This is a genomic window from Burkholderiaceae bacterium DAT-1 (genome assembly GCA_019084025.1).
GTDB lineage: Bacteria > Pseudomonadota > Gammaproteobacteria > Burkholderiales > Chitinimonadaceae > DAT-1.
In genome coordinates, this window is sequence record JAHRBI010000005.1 from 101579 (window position 1) to 118943 (window position 17365).

The following is a 17365-nucleotide window of genomic DNA, read 5'->3' on the forward strand; positions in this document are numbered from 1 at the left end:
CGCAACGATCAAACGGTTTCCGCAAAATCAGACAAGCTGAACAGCATCAACATCCCCCTCCGATTGGGAAAACGGTATGCTTTCGCTTCAGCACTTGCCTTGGTTTGCCATGGAACACCTGCATCCGCTCCACTTCATTGCCCCGCTCCGGCGCGGAAAATATTTCCACTTGTTCAGCATTCTTAAAACCCTGATCTTTGGCTGTCTGGTCGGGTGCGTATTTTTCCTGACCTGGGTGATGTACTACGGCTGGCCCGCATATATTGGCCGGGTGTTTGTCAGTCATATGGTCATGGCAACATGCATTTCCTTGTCCATTCATGGGCTGATCAGCGCAGCGGTGAGTGCATTTCCGCGATTCTGGGAGCGTGCCACCCACCGCACTCAGATGATTGCGCACGCGGCCTTGTCACTGATGGGGGTCACGCTGGGCTATCCGGTCGGCATGATCCTATCAAGGGTCATCGTCAATGGTCTCCATTCGACCTGGCATGATTTATCGATCGAATCACTTCGTTCGATTGCCATTGCAGCCCTCATGGCCTGTGTCATCATCGCCATCAGTAATTATGTCAACCTGCGCGATCTGCGTAGCCGCGAACGACTGGCCAGAGAGCAGGAACAGCGTGCGACCAGTGAACGGCATGCCATGGAAGCTGAATTGCGCATGCTGCAGGCACAGATTGAGCCCCACTTTCTGTACAACACGCTAGGGGGCGTAGTCAGCCTGATCGAGATTGATCCGACCCGAGCCCGCATCATGCTGGAACGGTTTATTGACTATCTTCGCGCCTCGCTTAATGCCAGCCGTCATGAGCATGCGACTTTGGCAGACGAACTGAAAACCATCCGCGCTTTGCTTGATATTCTTGCCTTACGCATGGGCGCACGATTACGGTATCGCATTGAAGTCGCAGACGAATTGCTATCTCACCCCTGCCCTCCCATGCTGATTCAACCCTTGGTCGAAAATGCGATCAAACACGGACTTGAGCCCAAAATTGAGGGTGGCGAAGTCTGCATCTGTGCGAGACAAACACCCGGCCAATTGATTATCGAGATCAGTGATACAGGTATGGGACTGGACGCCGCCCCCACCAGCGGTACTCGCGTGGGCTTGAGCAATCTGCGCCAGCGTTTGCATGTACTATTTGGAAAACAGGCCAGTCTGCAATTAATACCTAATGCTGGCCCAGGCGTGACCGCGAAAATCGTCATGCCATTCGAGGAGACACTTTCACCATGACTACCGCCATCATTGCTGATGACGAAGCGCATCTTGCGGATTATCTGGCCGCCCTGCTCAAGCGCCAGTGGCCTGAACTCACCATTTCGGGCATCGCGCATAATGGCGTGGATGCCCTGCGACTCATCGACGATCACTGCCCGGATATTGCCTTTCTCGATATCCGCATGCCGGGCATGACAGGGCTTGATGTGGCGCGCAAGCTGAGTGAATACGATGAAGCACCTGCCGTCGTATTTGTCACCGCATATGATGAACACGCACTGGAAGCCTTTAACCGTGCCGCCGTAGATTACATCCTGAAACCCCCTACCGAGGCGCGGCTGGCAGAAACCATCAAACGTCTGCGCACCCGTATCCAGCCTGCTCGTGCCGACGCGCAGCCCACCAGCAATCAGCAGGCGCTACTGGAACAGCTCGCCGGTTTAATCGGCGGACAATCCGCGCCTGCCCGCAAGCGCATGCAGTGGCTGCACGCATCTCAGGGGAGCGATACGCGCATGATCAGCATCGACGAAGTCGTTTACCTTCAGGCAAACGACAAATATGTCAGCATCTTTACCGATGACGGTAGTGAATCACTGATCCGCACGCCACTCAAAGAGCTTGCCGACCAGCTCGATACCGACCAGTTCTGGCAAATCCATCGCGGTACCATCGTCAATACGCGCCATATTGCGGGTACGACACGTGATTTCACTGGACGATTGCTGGTTAAACTCAAGGATCGTAACGAACGACTTCCCGTCAGTCGGATTTATCTGAGTTTGTTCAAGCAGATGTAGTGTGCGCTCTACCTATATTATCTCCTGGAGACCTGCCGGACATCTTAGGCTGCTCGCCTTTCGCACTGTCTCACCGGCGCACAGGCATTGACTGACCACTCGTTAGCAATTAAATTGCCGGTCAGTAATTAAAATGCAATGGATGCGTCATGTGCGTATTCATGCAGCCATAACTGGAGACACACTATGAGCATGCCGCGCTGGCAACGCCGCAAGGACGATCGTCCCGGCGAAATCATTGATGCCGCCATCGAGATGTTTGTTGCAAAAGGTTTTACAGCCACTCGTCTGGATGATGTCGCAAAACAGGCTGGCGTAACCAAGGGCACGGTATACCTGTATTTCTCGAACAAGGAAGATCTGTTCAAGGCTGTGGTCAAGGAGATCGTCGTGGGCGATCTGGAAACTGCCGAGCAACAGGCCAAAGATTGGGAAGGCAGTCATACGGAATTGCTTCGTCAGCTGATGCTGACCTGGGCAGAACTGCTCTCCTCGCCTCGAACCAGTGGCATCATCAAATTGATTATTGGTGAAGCCTCAAATTTCCCCGAACTTGCACAGTTTTATGTACATGATGTTGCCGAACGCGGTCGTAAGCTGTTTGCTTATGTCATTGAGCGCGGGATTGCGGCTGGTGAGTTCCGCCCTGTCGATATCGATATCATGTCGCGCGAAGTGATTGCCCCGCTGGTGATGGTGGCGGTGTGGAAGCGATGCTTTGGCGCCTTCGAACCACATGAGCTGGATATTGTGAAATACACCGAGCTGCATTTTGATGTCATGGTCAATGGCATTGCACAGCGGACTTCCTAGACAGCCATAGGCGAGCAGATGATAACCGGGTCACGCAGAGTGACCCGGAATTGTTTACACTATCGGTTGTCCGATTTCACACCTGATCATGTCGCAGATTTCCAAAGATATAGACGCTGCCGTTGAACTGCTCCGCGCAGGCAAGCTGGTTGGCATTCCTACCGAAACCGTTTACGGATTAGCTGCAGACGCCATGAATCCGGATGCGGTGGCGAGCATCTTCGCACTCAAGGGACGGCCAAATGACCATCCCGTCATCGTCCACGTAGCAGGTGCAGATCAGTTGGATCGATGGGCGGTGGATATTCCCGATACCGCACGCAAGCTGGTTGACGCGTTCTGGCCGGGATCGCTGACACTCATTCTGAAGCGCGCGCCCCATGTGCCGCTGGCCGTAACAGGTGGACAGGACACGGTCGGCATTCGTGCCCCCGCCCATCCACTCACAGCTGAATTATTGCGGCAATTCGATGGCGGCCTTGCTGCGCCTTCTGCCAATCAGTTCGGCCATGTTAGCCCCACGACAGCCCCTCATGTCGCAATGGAGTTTGGCGACCGCCTACCCTTGATTCTGGATGGTGGCGCCTGTAGTGTCGGTGTGGAATCGACGATTGTAGGTCTAACCGGTGATCGCCCGATGCTGTTGCGACCAGGTGGCGTGCCTGTAGCCGCCATCGAATCTGTTTTGGGTATGCAACTGGAGCATCATCAGAAGGCAGAAACGGCCAAGGTACGTGTGTCCGGCCTGCTAGACTCACACTACGCCCCCCGCACTCCATTGATCATTGGCGATATCACCAGTTTGCAAAAAGAAGCGCTGGTACGTGCAACACAAGGCGAGCGGCTGATTATTCTGCATCGGGCTCCGGTACTCGTGCCTGCCGGCCAGGTAGAACTGCACCGCATGCCCGATCAGCCCGAGACATTTGCTCACCTGCTTTATGCTACCTTGCGGAGCTTTGATGGCGGTCGGTTTGATGCGCTTCTATTAGAGGCACCACCTACCGCAGACGCCTGGCTCGCAGTAAATGATCGTTTACGTAGAGCAGCAAGCAAGTGGTTAGCGGCGCAATGAAATAACACATCAAAATCCGCACTGCACACAAAACAAAAGCCGGACTTGCCGGCTTTTGTTGTTTTGACTGTCTATCCGTGCATGCGTGCTTTTCAGATTACTCGATCGAAGAGTGCTCAAGAAAGAAGTCACGGAAGCTGATGACACGTTCGTTCATATACCGAATGGTGAGATCAGTATCACCAGCGCGGATGGCTGTCGCAATTTGCTGCCAGGTGGGTGCCGGCAAGGATGCGCGCAAAGGATGCTTGATCAGTTCGGCGTAGTAAAGTGTCGCCCGTTTGAGGTTGGTCTGAATCATGTTCAGCAGGAGTGGGCGATTGGAACGAGCCAGCAAAATGCTGTAGAACGATAGCAGCAGATCCATAAAGACCTTAGGTGTATTGGACTCCGGCCCCGACAGTCTGCTGGCGACCTCATCCATCCGCTCAATCTGCTCTTCGTCGAGCGCTCCCACTGTCAGTTTGAGTGCCATGGTCTCAAGTGCTATGCGCAAATCGGCAATATCAACAATCTCGGAACGACGAATGCGTGCAACAATCGCACCACGATAGGGGAAGTACTCAACTAATCCATCTACCTGCAGCCGCTGCAAAGCTTCCCGCAAGGGGATTGGACTGACTCCATAGCGATTCGCCAGCTCAACTTGCTTTAAAGCCTGAGCAGGTAGCAACACCCCGTTCAGAATATCATCGCGAATTTCACTGACGATTTTATCAACCAGCGTACTCATGAATACATAAGCTCCTATCAGCTATATTCCATCTGGCTAAACCATACCACTAACATGTGTGTATATTGTAAAAACAGTCCAATTGTACCAAGACAGATGCTTCCGTGTGTCGAATGCAACATGGACTGCTACAAATATGTTCTGATCAGCCCGCCTCACCACTTATTGTAAACAATGACTTGCAAAACATCGGCAGAAAGGCTATAGATTTCTCATTCAATTATGCCATTATCATTCATCAATGACATTTAAATATTTTAAATAAGTCGTCGATGACAGACGAAAGCTAATGAAGGTAGGGGTGGAAAGCAGGTACAGATCACCTTATACTCTTGGCTAATGCTGGTGCGTAAATAGCATATTTGTACAAGAAACATGATCTGCAGCACATGTCGAATGCATCCCTGGTGGGTGCAGCATGATGCTACTTCAGTCAGGTTTCTTGACGCGCAGAAAAGAATCAGGGATTGCCTCATGAAAATTTTTGAAAAGGTCATCAACCCCCGTGATGTCCGCAGACGCTTAGGGTTGAATCAGCAAGAGTTCTGGACACGCATTGGCGTGACCCAGAGTGGTGGCTCGCGCTATGAAAGTGGCCGTAATATGCCCAAACCGGTGCGTGAACTCTTGCGTCTGGTGCATGTGGAACAGATCGACCTTTCCAAAGTATGCAAGGAAGATTTCGAAATCATTGATTATCTTCGCGAACATCACCCGGATTTGTATAAGAGCCTGCAAAAAGCCGTTCGCGCGCGCGCAGAGGCTGCGGCCAATAAAGCCGACGCAGAATCCTGATCGCCATCAGCACAATGCCCCGCACTCCGGAAAGGATGCGGGGTTTTGCTTTTTATAAGCTCAGTTTTACCTCAAACCCAGCCGCCTGGATTTGCTCTGCGAGTGCACTCATCCAGTCAGCGGGTGCTGCTTTGATGCGCGACGCTTCTGGTTGCATGGAGGGTCGGGCTACGCCATAGAGCAACACACCCGCAATCTGGCCCCCTTGCAGACGAACCGATTGCAGCACATCCAGCCAGTCTGATATCTCACCTCTTGTGGGTAGCTCCCCATCAAAGGCAAACATGCAGGTTTGAATCCAGGTTGTACACGCTTGTGTGGCCAGTAATAGATGACGCTCAATCTGCTCGCGACTGATATTGATCTGGTTCACCTCGGAAAAACCATTAACGGGCGCCCGGTCAAATTTGAACCAAACCTCGCCTCCCAGTTCGTGCATGCTGGTAACAGCCTGCTGCACTGCGGGCTTGTACATCTGACTGCCATTGGTAATCAGCACCAGCTTGATTGCACCAATCAGATCGAACTTCTGCATGGCAGCAGCAATTAGCTCGATCACTTCAGCAAATTGCCGACTGGATGTAGGCTCGCCATTGCCTGATAAAGCGATATCGTTCAAGCGACGTACCTGTTCTGGCACGCTGCTTGTCATAAAATCGCCATGCACAATCGATTCGAGCATCCGATCCAGTTCATCGGCAAGCTGGGGCAAATCAAGCTCTGGCGCATTTCCACGCACCAGGTCCGGCACCTGGCAGTAAACACAACGCCAGTTGCAGGCGTTATTGGGATTGAGGTTGATCCCTACCGATACCCCCCCAGCCCGTCGTGACACGACAGGATAGACGTACTGCATACCGACGATGTCCCGCCGGTGGTCATTTACCGCAAGTGTTACAGTAGAAACAACGGGGGATGTCGCGGAATCAGTCACAGCTTAGCGTTTCATGGGAATGATGAGTACAGGCAGCGTCGCATGGCGAACCACACCTTCGGCCACAGAACCAAGCAAGAGGTGATCCAGACCCGTCCAGCCATGGGAACCCATGATGACCAAATCTGCCCCCCAGGCCTTGGCGTCGTCAATGATAGCACTGCTCAGATTGCCGCCCCATATTTCGATCAAAGCCGACTCAACTTCAAGTCCAGCCTCCTTTAGTGATGCAAGCGAGCGCTCAAGCACTTTTTTGCCATTTTCGCGCAGATTCTGCTGCAAGTCGCCCACATCTACGAATTCAGTGCCACTCCAACTGAATTGGGCCATATCGACGATATGCACCAGTCGGACTTTGCCATGCTGCTCACAGCAAAAACGTGTGGCTTCAGACAGTGCGCGGCTGGACGTTTCGCTGTCATCCACCGGCATCAGGATTTTCTGATACATCGCTGACTCCTTTTGATCACTCCAGAAACTGGGCGAGTACAATGCCGTCTATCAGCACATTAGTACCATCCCACCTACCTGCAAGAAGAACCGATTACACTGCGCATGCCCTATCACAGGCATGATCGAATCATGCAACCCCTGATCCAATTGTGAACCAAAATGGCCCGTGTACGAATTGATCTGCCACAAAGCTTTGATTTTTCAACCGAACTCGATGTCACCATTGCCCATATCAATTATGGCAAACACCTAGGCAACGATGCGGCTTTCACCCTGCTACACGATGCGCGTTTACATTTCTTCCGCGCACTCGGATATGAGGATGAACTCAATTTCCACGGCCTAGGCCTGATTCAGGCAGATGCTGCCGTAGTCTACAAGCGCCAAGCGTTCTGGGGTGACCGGCTCAAGTTTGAATTGGCAAGCTGCGAATTTTCACGTGCGGGCTTTGAGCTGCACTACCGTGTCAGCCATGCAACACAGCATCACGAAATTCTGCAAGCCAAAATCGGCCTTGTATTCTTTAACTATGAAACACAGAAACCGGCACCCATTCCGGAGCCTTTTATCCACGCCTTACGGCAAATGAATCCAGACAGGGAATTCGTATGAAAAAGTACGCCCAGAACAGCCCCGAATCAATGGCACGTCTGCTGGTGATGCTTCTGATGGCAGACGGCAATATGGATCCGGACGAGATCGACGCCCTCGACAAGCTGCATATTTACGAAGCCCTCAACATCCCCCGCCCGCAATTTATCGCTGTCCTGCACCAGTATTGCAATGATCTGTCCGATGAGGCCGATGAAGACGGCCGCATCCGTCTGATCGATCGCCAGCGTATCGATGACTTACTGGATACAGTCGTAGACCCAGGCAAACGTCTGTTAGTCGCAGCGCTGTCACTGGACATGATCAAGTCGCACGGCAGCATGACAGAAGCAGAGCTGGCTATTTATACCCATATGCTGGATCGATGGCATCTCACACTGGAAGATATCGAGGATGAGTTTGCCCGTTAAATACGGGTAGATTTGGTATCTACACCACACGTTCATCGCAATCACTTGCAAAGAGAACGATCGTTCACTAAAATTGGTGAACATTAGTTCTCTACGGAGTTCGTTGCGATGAATGCCCCGCTTCCCGCCCATCTACTGAATGATCCGCGCATCTGGCGCGGGGACAGTGCTTTTCAATCGATTCACGGCAATGAATCCACCGGCCATGTCGGATTGGACGCCGTGTTACCGGGAGGCGGCTGGCCATCTGGTGCCGTGAGCGAACTCGTCACCGACAAACCCGGCTGCGGTGAATTACGCATCCTTCTCCCTGCGATTGCCCGTCTCACGCAGAGCGGGAAGCATGTTTTGCTCATCAATCCCCCTCATATCCCATATGCGCCTGCGTGGGCGGCTGCAGGAGTCGACCTGAACAAGCTGCAATGGGTTCGCACGCTTCAGTCATCGGACACGCTATGGGCCATGGAGCAAGCCTTGCGCGAACCTGGCTGCGGCGCTGTCATCGGATGGCCAGACGACACCTTGAATGATCGTGCCTGTCGCCGCCTCAATCTGGCAGCAGAGCAAGGTGGGGCGTGTGGCTTTGTACTGCGTGAAGGCAGTCATGCCCAGATTGTTTCGCCCTTTGCATTACGGATTGGCGTACGTGCCGGGCATGGAGGGGTGTGGCTGCAAGTGCTAAAACGCCGTGGTACGCCGCTGTTGCAGCCCGTCTTTATTGCCCATGCACACCAGCCTCTACCCAAGCAGCAACCCGCTTTCCTTGCCACTACCACGCCAAATCGCCATGTTGTGGATTGCGCTCCATTTCCCCAGGCTGGCCATCGAGTGCATGCCGGGGCTCAATTCGCCCGAGCAGCCTGATCCGGTGGCGGTATTCGCCCAGATCGGCCGCCGCGAGAAAATCATTGCCGTGAATACGGCTGCGGAAGCTGAGGGCATCCATCCGGGCTTGTCTCGCCACGCTGCACATGCGCTGTCGCGCGGGTTACGCAGCGTGCCGCGCCAACCGATTCATGAGGTTGAATGCCTGAATTCGCTGGGGTGCTGGGGTTTGCAATTTACCCCAGCAGTGAACCTGGATCCTGCACCCGCACTATTGCTGGAGATCGAGGGCTGTCTGCGCTATTTCGGTGGATTGGACAAGCTGCAGGATAAGCTACTACGCGGTCTGGAGAGCATGGGTTACACCTATGTACATGCCTGCGCGCCCACACCGCTTGGCGCACTCTGGCTTGCGCACTGGCAGCCCGGGCAGATCATCACGTCGCTGGATGAGTTACGCACCAAACTTGTCCATGCTCCAGTCGAATTGCTGGGACTGGAGGCCGAGCTGGTACGTCATATTGGCCAGTTACAGCAACTTGGCTTGAGACAGATCGGCCAGATCCGGCAATTACCTCGAAATGGCCTTGCGCATCGAATCGGGCCACCCATCCTGCGCCTCATTGATCTGGCATTTGGTGACCAAACCGACTCGCGCACGCTGTTTACCGCACCACCCGTTTTCGAACACAGCATTGAACTGGACTGGCCCGCAGAGCATGCAGGCGCTCTCATCTTTGCTACGAACCGGCAAATTCAGGCATTGGCGGGATTTTTGCTGGCACGTGGCGCAGGGTGCGAAGAAATCATCCTATCACTTTCGCACGAGGATCTCCCGGCTACGCAGCTAATATGTGGCTTTGGTCAGGCCACCCGCGATGCGTCCCTCATGATGGCCGTTGTGCGCGAAAAGCTGGGACGGCATCAACTAGCAGCCCCGGTTCGCGGACTTCGACTTAAAACCGGCTCGCTCACCACGCTGCATAGTGAAGCACTGGATCTATTCGGCCAAGGTCAACGCGAAGGCAATATCGCCATGTTGCTGGCTCGTCTCAAAGCCCGACTGGGAGACACGGCAGTTCATCGCATCTATCCGGCAAATGACCATCGTCCGGAAAAAGCATGGTCGCATCAGGCGATCTCGCAGACACAATACTCTCCATGCAAGCAGGACAATCGTCCCGGCTGGCTGCTTGATCATGCTGAACCGATCATCTGGCAGCATGATCGCCTGTGGTATCACGGACCATTGTGGCTCGAGACGGCGTGTGAGCGAATTGAGTCGGGCTGGTGGGATGGCGACACAGTTCACCGGGACTATCACTGTGCGCATGATGCCCAGGGACAGCGATACTGGGTATTCCGTGATCTGCACAGCCAGCAGTGGTTTATCCACGGGCTATTTGCCTGAGTGCGCGACATGTATGCCGAACTCCACTGTCTAAGCAATTTCAGCTTCCAGCGCGGCGCCTCCCACGCATTCGAGCTAGTCGCCCGTGCAGCAGCACTGGGTTATCACGCCATTGCCATCACCGATGAATGCAGTCTTGCAGGCATCGTGCGCGCTCATGTAGCCGCGAAAGAGCATGGCATCAAGCTGATCATAGGCAGTGAAATGACGCTAGCGGACGGGCTCAGGCTGGTGCTGCTAGCCCCGGACCGGGAAGCCTATGGCGATTTGTCAGACATCATTTCCTGCGGCAGACGCCATGCAGAAAAAGGCGAATATCGACTAGACAGAGAGATGCTGGCGCCGCTGAGTCAAAGACTGCTCTGCTTATGGCCGGCCAAGCCCGATTGCAAAGAGAGCGATATCGAGTGGCTGCAGACCCATTTTGCGAATCGACTCTGGCTGAGTGTGACACTGTGTCATACCCCTGAGGATGCACAGCATACCGAGTTCGTCCAGATGCTTGCTGAACAGACTCGACTACCCATTTGTGCCAGTGGTGACGTGCATATGCACGATCCCCGTCGCCGTGCACTCCAGGATGTACTCACGGCCATCCGTATCGGCAAGCCGCTCACCCAGTGCGGACAGGCGTTGTTTCCCAATGGCGAACGTCATTTGCGGGATCTTTCTACGCTGAGCGCACTGTATTCCCCTGAATGGCTCGCTGCCACCATCGACATTGCCGATCGTTGCACCTTCAATCTGGACACATTGCGCTACGAATATCCCGGAGAAGTCATCCCGCCCGGCATGCGTGCAATCGACCATTTGCGCCAATTAGGGCACGCGGGGCTGACGCGGCGCTACCCTGCAGGCGTGCCGGAGCTGGTGCGCGAACAGGTTGAAAAGGAATTGGTACTGATCGAACAACTGCAATTCGAGCACTACTTTTTAACAGTGGAAGATATTGTCAGTTATGCCCGCAGTCAGGGCATTCTCTGCCAGGGACGGGGATCTGCAGCCAACTCGGCATTGTGCTATGCACTCGGGATCACCGAGGTTGATCCTGCTCGCAGCAATGTACTGTTCGAGCGATTCATTTCCAAGGCTCGCCACGAGCCGCCTGATATCGATGTCGACTTTGAAAGTCAGCGGCGCGAAGAAGTGATGCAGTATCTGTACAGCAAATACGGCCGTGATCGGGCTGCACTCACGGCTACCGTCATCACCTATCGGCGTAAGAGTGCCATTCGCGATGTCGGACGCGCATTGGGGCTCGAGGAGGCATTGCTTGATCGTATCATCGAACGGCTGGGAGGGGGCGACCCGCTGGCCAATTTGCCGCTGCGGATGCAGGAAGCGGGATTAGACACTGACGCGCCCATTTGTCGCATGCTGCTGGCTCTGGTCAAAGCCTTGCTGGGCTTTCCTCGCCACCTTAGCCAGCACGTTGGTGGATTTGTCCTTTCCCGGGGGCCGTTGACGCGACTCGTCCCTGTTGAAAATGCCGCGATGCCAGATCGAACCGTGATCCAGTGGGACAAGGATGATCTGGACGCGATGCAGCTGCTAAAAGTAGATATCTTGTCACTGGGGATGCTGAGTGCCATTCGCGAGAGCCTGGCGCATATTGCACGCTTTCGCGATCGACCCGGCTTTGCCCTGCAGGACATACCGCCAGAGTGCCCGATGGTCTACGACATGCTGTGCAAGGGGGACAGTATCGGTGTCTTCCAGGTGGAGTCACGCGCACAAATCAGCATGCTGCCTCGCCTGCAACCGCGCTGCTTTTACGATCTGGTGGTGGAAGTCGCGATTGTCCGTCCGGGGCCCATTCAGGGCGGAATGGTGCATCCCTACCTTGACCGCCGCGAGATGCAGCGGCAAGGATTACCGCTCCCGCCACCAGAAAGCAAGGAAGTGGCAGCCGTGCTCTCCCGCACACTGGGTATTCCGATCTTTCAGGAGCAGGTAATGCAGCTGTCGATGGTAGCAGCCGGGTTCTCCCCCGAACGCGCCGATCAGCTCCGGCGTTCTATGGCGGCTTGGCGACGCACGGGTAAACTGGATGGTTTCCGTCCTGAATTGATTGACGGCATGCTGGCACGCGGCTATCAGCAGGACTTTGCCGAGCGGCTATTCGAGCAAATCAAGGGCTTTTCGGAATATGGATTTCCGGAAAGCCATGCAGCCAGTTTTGCCCTCTTGGTCTATGCATCCGCCTGGCTCAAATGCCACGAACCAGCGATTTTTCTATGTGCGCTGATCAACGCGCAGCCCATGGGATTTTATTCGCCCTCACAACTGGTTCAAGACGCGCGCCGACACGGTGTCGCGGTGCGGGAGGTGGATGTGCAATCCAGCCATTGGGACTGCACACTGGAACCCTTAGCCGGCGCGCAGCCTGCCGTTCGGCTCGGGCTACGACTGGTCGATGGTTTCTCTAAGGAAGACTCGGCACGGTTAGTCAGCCATCGCCCCCCCAAAGGCTATCGCACGATAAACGAGCTTGCACGTTTAAGCGGACTCACCCGGCGCGCACTGGGCGCACTCGCCAATGCCGATGCCTTACGCAGCCTGAGCGGCAATCGCAGGCAGGCTTGGTGGGATGTATCGGGGCTTGAACAGGGTCAGGATCACATTGCCCGCGCCATTCCCTACGATGTAGCCCCCATTTTGCCTGTTGCCGGCACCGGTGAAGAGGTACGGGCAGACTATCAGAGCACCGGGCTGAGTCTGCGCGCGCATCCACTGGAACTGCTGCGCAGCCGTCTGGATGCAGAGCGGCTCCTGAGTGCGCGCACCCTACTTTCCTTAAGTGATAAATGTCTGGCACGCGCCTGCGGCATTGTCACAGGCAGACAGCGCCCGGGCACCGCCAATGGCGTGGTGTTTGTGACACTGGAAGATGAGACCGGCAATGCCAATATCATCGTCTGGCCGGATCTGGCCGAAAAGCAGCGCGCTATTCTATTGGGAGCGCGCATGATGGCTGTGTTCGGGATTATTCAGCGTAAAGGCGATGTTGTGCATCTGCTGGCCAAAATGCTAGTCGACAAGTCCGACTGGCTCGGGGAACTGGATATCAGCAGCCGGGATTTTCATTAAGACAGCCCCGCCCTGATATACTGCGCAGCTCTACGCACCCACACCGAGCAGCGCCCCTTGTCACACACTACGCCCCACTCTGCACTGGATATCCTGCGCGATACCTTTGGCTACCCTGCCTTCCGGGGTCGTCAGGCAGAGATTGTCGATCATGTTATCAATGGCGGCGATGCGCTGGTGCTGATGCCTACCGGCGGCGGGAAATCACTATGCTATCAGGTACCTGCACTGGTTCGCCAAGGGTGTGGCGTGGTCATCTCTCCACTCATCGCGCTGATGCAGGATCAGGTTGAGGCACTGCATCAGGCAGGGGTTGCTGCAGCCTGCCTCAACTCCACGATTGATGCAGATACCGCCCGTGAAATCGAACGTAGCTTTCTGCGCGGCGAACTGAAACTACTCTACGTGGCACCCGAACGATTACTCACGCCACGATTGATGGGGCTACTGGAGAGCGGCCCGGTGGCGTTGTTCGCCATTGATGAAGCACACTGCGTCAGTCAGTGGGGGCACGACTTCCGGCCCGAGTACATCGGCCTATCGGTGCTGCACGAACGCTTTCCACACATTCCGCGTATTGCACTCACCGCCACCGCCGATACCATCACCCGAGAGGAAATCATTTCCCGACTGGGGCTGAGCGAAGCAGCGCAATTCATCTCCAGCTTCGACCGCCCCAATATTCGCTACGCCATCGTCGAAAAGAACAATGCCCGCCAGCAATTGCTGGACTTTATCGAACGCGAGCACGAAGACGAAGCCGGCGTCATTTATTGCCTATCACGCAAACGTGTCGAAGAAACAGCCGCCTGGCTGAACGATCAAGGCATCCGCGCACTGCCATACCACGCGGGGCTAGACGCAGGCGTCCGCGCACGCAATCAAACCCGTTTCCTTCGAGAAGACGGGATTGTGATGGTCGCCACCATTGCGTTCGGGATGGGTATCGACAAGCCCGACGTGCGTTTTGTGGCGCATTTGGATCTACCCAAGAGCCTGGAGGGCTACTATCAGGAGACCGGGCGTGCAGGTCGTGACGGTCTCCCAGCCAATGCATGGCTGGCCTATGGGCTGAATGATGTCATGCAGATCAAGGAGATGATCGAAAGTTCGTCAGCACCAGAATCGCAAAAGCATATCGAACGTAGCAAACTGTCGGCGATGCTGGGGCTGGCTGAAAGCACCGCTTGCCGACGCCAGATTATTCTTGGTTACTTTGGTGAGCAGAGTGACCCCTGCGGCAACTGCGACAACTGCCTGACGCCGCCACAGACGTGGGATGCGACCGATGCTGCGCGCAAGGCGCTTTCCTGTGTGTACCGTACAGGGCAGCGATTTGGTGCCGGTCATGTCATTGACGTATTGCTGGGGAAGGACAACGAACGCATTCGCCAGCTCTTCCACAATCGACTGAGTACATGGGGTATCGGCAAGGAACTGTCCGACACCGCTTGGCGCGCATTATTCAGGCAACTGCTAGCAGGCGGCTTCCTGCAGATCATTCCTGACGGACATGGTGCGCTGGGTCTGACAGACCATGCGCGGCCGCTCCTGAAAGGCGAAATGTCGCTCACCCTGCGCCAGCACGCAGGTCGAATCAAGCCCGCAGCGTCCGGCGCAGCCAGTCGTCACGCCTCTCTGGATATTGCACCCGATCAGATGCCGATCTGGAACCGTCTGCGCACGCTTCGCAAACGACTGGCCGACGAGCAGAATGTGCCTGCTTACATTATTTTTACCGATGCCACACTCAAAGCTATGCTGGATAAGCATCCGTCAAATATGAAAGAAATGGCAGGCGTCCCCGGCGTGGGTCAGCAAAAGCTGGATCGATATGGCGCTGCATTTCTGGACGCGCTGCGGGGTGAAGGGGCTGCGCATTCATTCGAATAAGGCATTTTCAGCCTTCTGCAAGGGAAATTTACAACCTTGACAGAATATTGGAAGTCATTCGGGAATATTCCCGCATATACTCTGTCCCAGCCACATGTATGCGTTATATCATGCGTTTGAATGCCCGCAGCATGTCAACCAATGCAGGACGTAGCCCGTTAATTCGCCTATCCCGCCCATGGAACTGTGTTCATGAATACCGCTGTCACGCCGAAAAAGATTGTCCTGATTGATGATGACCCCCGCCTGCGCGAACTCGTGCAGCGCTATCTGACTGAGCAGGGTTTCAGCGTGGATGCCTACGACGAACCCTCTCGCCTCGATGCGCGCCTGCAACGCAATCGTCCGAATCTGGTGCTGCTAGACCTGATGCTGCCGGGTGAAGATGGGCTGTCGGTGTGCCGACGTCTGCGGGCGCAGGGGGACAATATCCCCATCATCATGCTGACTGCGCGCGGAGAAGACATCGACCGTATTATCGGTCTGGAGATGGGCGCGGATGATTACCTCCCCAAACCCTTTAATCCCCGCGAGTTGCTTGCACGTATCAATGCCGTACTACGCCGCCATAAAGAGTCCAATGCACTCGAAGCCCCACTGACAGAAGGCGAAAGTTATACCTTTGGCGATTATCACCTCGACATCGGCAATCGCCGCCTCAGCAAAGCGGGCGAGCCGGTCACGCTGACCAATGCCGAATTTGCCCTGCTTCGCGTATTCGTCAATCATCCACGCCATCCGCTCTCGCGCGAGCGCCTGATGGAGCTGGCTCGCGGACGCGAACACGAGGCGTTTGACCGCAGTATCGACGTTCAGGTATCCCGTCTGCGCAAACTGATCGAAGAAGACTCGGCCGAACCACGCTACATCCAAACCGTCTGGGGGTTTGGCTACGTGTTTGTGCCGGATGGCGGTCAGCGCTAGGCAGGTCTGGGCGCACATCCCCATGACGAAGTGGCTCCGGCGCATATTGCCCTCCGACACCATTCTGTGGCGTTTAGCGGGCTTGATGGCCGTCACGCTGGCGATTAGCTTCACCAGCGTGGTACTTCTTTTCGGCCATACCCGGCAGCAACTGGTTGCCTCACAACTTGCGGATAATGCTGCTGATCAGCTCTCCGATATGGAGGACATGCTTGATGGGCTGCCCGTGGGCAAGCAGCGTCAATGGATCACCCTGCAAGGACGACCTTATGTCCCGCATCTTGCCCTGCAAAACGACCCGACCCTACCATTAGCAGGCACGCCTTTATCACCCATTTCACGCGCCATCATCAAGCAACTCAAAGCCCGATTGGTCGGCGTTGGCGAGGCGCGCGAGGCTGCAAATAATAAGCAGCAGCTGTGGGTTCATGTAGAAATGCTTGGCGAGCCGTATTGGCTGGTCATTCCGCTTGGCAAGTCGCGCGAATTTCCAACGTGGGAATTTGCCGTCAGTATTGCCATCTTTCTACTCTCCACGCTGGCCGGTGCCGCATTATTTGCACTCTGGATAAACAAGCCGCTACGCCGCCTGGGAGAAGCCGCCGGACGACTGGGGCGCGGCGAGCATCTTCCTCCGCTCGAAGAAAGCGGCCCGCTGGAAGTGCGCCAGCTGTCAGCCAGCTTCAATCATATGCGTGAAGACTTACGCAGCAGCGAATCCGAGCGTGATGTGATGCTGGCCGGTATTTCCCACGACTTGCGCACCCCGCTGGCTCGGATGAAGCTGGGCGTCGAACTGATGCATGACGATTCTCTGCGTGACGGGATGCGCGAAGATGTCGAAGACATCGAACACATTCTGACTCAGTTCATCAATTTTGCTCGCGGCGATACCGGGGAAGAAGCACATCTCTGTGATATCAAGGAATTGCTGCTAGGCCTGATCAAGCGTTACGAACGTAGCGGCCAGTTCATCAGCCTGCACTGCGCACCCGATATCCCGCTGATCTACCTGAAACCCCTTGCCATCCAGCGTGCCCTCAGCAATTTGATGGATAACGCATTCAAGTATGGTGGAAATCGTGTAGAAGTCATCGCAGCCCTGGATGACGGGCAGTTGACACTCACTATCCGCGACCATGGTCCCGGCATTCCTCACGATCAGATTGGGGATGCCAGCAAGCCATTTCACCGGCTGGATGTCAGTCGCAGAGCAGATGGGGGCTCAGGATTGGGATTGGCCATTGTTGAGCGGATTGCACGCATTCATGGCGGCACACTGACGTTGTCCAACCATGCCGAAGGCGGCCTGATTGTGCGTATCCAGATGCCTGCCAGGGAAAATGCAGACTGACCACTCACCCAT

Annotated in this window: 16 protein-coding genes; 13 read left to right on the forward strand and 3 right to left on the reverse strand. The window is 55.1% G+C overall.

All coding sequences use genetic code 11. The features are described from left to right. The first annotated feature begins 109 nt into the window (after nt 1–109). From KSF73_11415 to KSF73_11430, 4 genes are all read left to right on the forward strand, one after another. Nucleotides 110–1246, forward strand: a complete 1137-nt coding sequence (locus KSF73_11415; protein ID MBV1776319.1) for a histidine kinase — start codon at nt 110–112, stop codon at nt 1244–1246. After that, the gene (locus tag KSF73_11420; GenBank protein MBV1776320.1) at nt 1243–2031 is read left to right on the forward strand and encodes a LytTR family DNA-binding domain-containing protein; all 789 of its coding nucleotides are present in this window, start codon (nt 1243–1245) and stop codon (nt 2029–2031) included. The genes KSF73_11415 and KSF73_11420 overlap by 4 nt, the downstream gene beginning before the upstream one ends. A gap of 186 nt (nt 2032–2217) precedes the next feature. Continuing rightward, entirely contained in the window at nt 2218–2844 is a 627-nt protein-coding gene (locus KSF73_11425) for a TetR/AcrR family transcriptional regulator (GenBank protein MBV1776321.1), read from the forward strand. An 88-nt stretch (nt 2845–2932) separates the two neighbouring features. Next, nucleotides 2933–3919, forward strand: coding sequence for a threonylcarbamoyl-AMP synthase (locus tag KSF73_11430; protein ID MBV1776322.1), 987 nt, complete (start codon nt 2933–2935; stop codon nt 3917–3919). A gap of 97 nt (nt 3920–4016) precedes the next feature. Here KSF73_11430 and KSF73_11435 read toward each other — a convergent pair whose 3' ends face one another. Further along, the gene (locus tag KSF73_11435; GenBank protein ID MBV1776323.1) at nt 4017–4652 is read right to left on the reverse strand and encodes a GntR family transcriptional regulator; all 636 of its coding nucleotides are present in this window, start codon (nt 4650–4652) and stop codon (nt 4017–4019) included. A 474-nt stretch (nt 4653–5126) separates the two neighbouring features. On the opposite strand from KSF73_11435, the gene KSF73_11440 reads away from it, so the two are divergent. Then, nucleotides 5127–5447: a helix-turn-helix domain-containing protein gene (locus KSF73_11440; GenBank protein ID MBV1776324.1), complete on the forward strand. Its 321-nt coding sequence runs from the start codon at nt 5127–5129 to the stop codon at nt 5445–5447. Nucleotides 5448–5499: 52 nt separating this feature from the next. On the opposite strand, the gene KSF73_11445 is transcribed toward KSF73_11440, so the two are convergent. Further along, on the reverse strand, nt 5500–6303 hold the full coding sequence (locus KSF73_11445) for a hypothetical protein (GenBank protein MBV1776325.1): 804 nt from the start codon (nt 6301–6303) through the stop codon (nt 5500–5502). Between the two features lie 81 nt (nt 6304–6384). Then, nucleotides 6385–6831: a universal stress protein gene (locus KSF73_11450; GenBank protein ID MBV1776326.1), complete on the reverse strand. Its 447-nt coding sequence runs from the start codon at nt 6829–6831 to the stop codon at nt 6385–6387. A gap of 162 nt (nt 6832–6993) precedes the next feature. On the opposite strand from KSF73_11450, the gene KSF73_11455 reads away from it, so the two are divergent. The 8 genes from KSF73_11455 to KSF73_11490 all read left to right on the forward strand — a co-directional run bounded on the left by KSF73_11455 (nt 6994) and on the right by KSF73_11490 (nt 17353). Further along, on the forward strand, nt 6994–7446 hold the full coding sequence (locus KSF73_11455; protein ID MBV1776327.1) for a thioesterase family protein: 453 nt from the start codon (nt 6994–6996) through the stop codon (nt 7444–7446). Then, nucleotides 7443–7856, forward strand: a complete 414-nt coding sequence (locus tag KSF73_11460) for a TerB family tellurite resistance protein (protein MBV1776328.1) — start codon at nt 7443–7445, stop codon at nt 7854–7856. Before KSF73_11455 ends, KSF73_11460 begins: the two co-directional genes overlap by 4 nt. A gap of 108 nt (nt 7857–7964) precedes the next feature. Beyond that, a complete protein-coding gene (gene imuA / locus KSF73_11465; protein ID MBV1776329.1) occupies nt 7965–8720 on the forward strand; it encodes a translesion DNA synthesis-associated protein ImuA in 756 nt (251 codons plus the stop codon). Continuing rightward, entirely contained in the window at nt 8644–10092 is a 1449-nt protein-coding gene (locus KSF73_11470; protein MBV1776330.1) for a DNA polymerase Y family protein, read from the forward strand. Before imuA ends, KSF73_11470 begins: the two co-directional genes overlap by 77 nt. Before the next feature lie 9 nt (nt 10093–10101). Beyond that, complete coding sequence (locus KSF73_11475) at nt 10102–13182, forward strand: error-prone DNA polymerase (protein ID MBV1776331.1); 3081 nt, start codon at nt 10102–10104, stop codon at nt 13180–13182. A gap of 57 nt (nt 13183–13239) precedes the next feature. After that, a complete protein-coding gene (gene recQ / locus KSF73_11480; protein ID MBV1776332.1) occupies nt 13240–15075 on the forward strand; it encodes a DNA helicase RecQ in 1836 nt (611 codons plus the stop codon). Between the two features lie 192 nt (nt 15076–15267). After that, nucleotides 15268–15999, forward strand: a complete 732-nt coding sequence (gene ompR / locus KSF73_11485) for a two-component system response regulator OmpR (protein MBV1776333.1) — start codon at nt 15268–15270, stop codon at nt 15997–15999. Nucleotides 16000–16021: 22 nt separating this feature from the next. Next, nucleotides 16022–17353 (forward strand): HAMP domain-containing protein, encoded by a 1332-nt coding sequence (locus tag KSF73_11490; GenBank protein ID MBV1776334.1) that lies wholly within the window; start codon nt 16022–16024, stop codon nt 17351–17353. Nucleotides 17354–17365 lie beyond the last annotated feature (12 nt).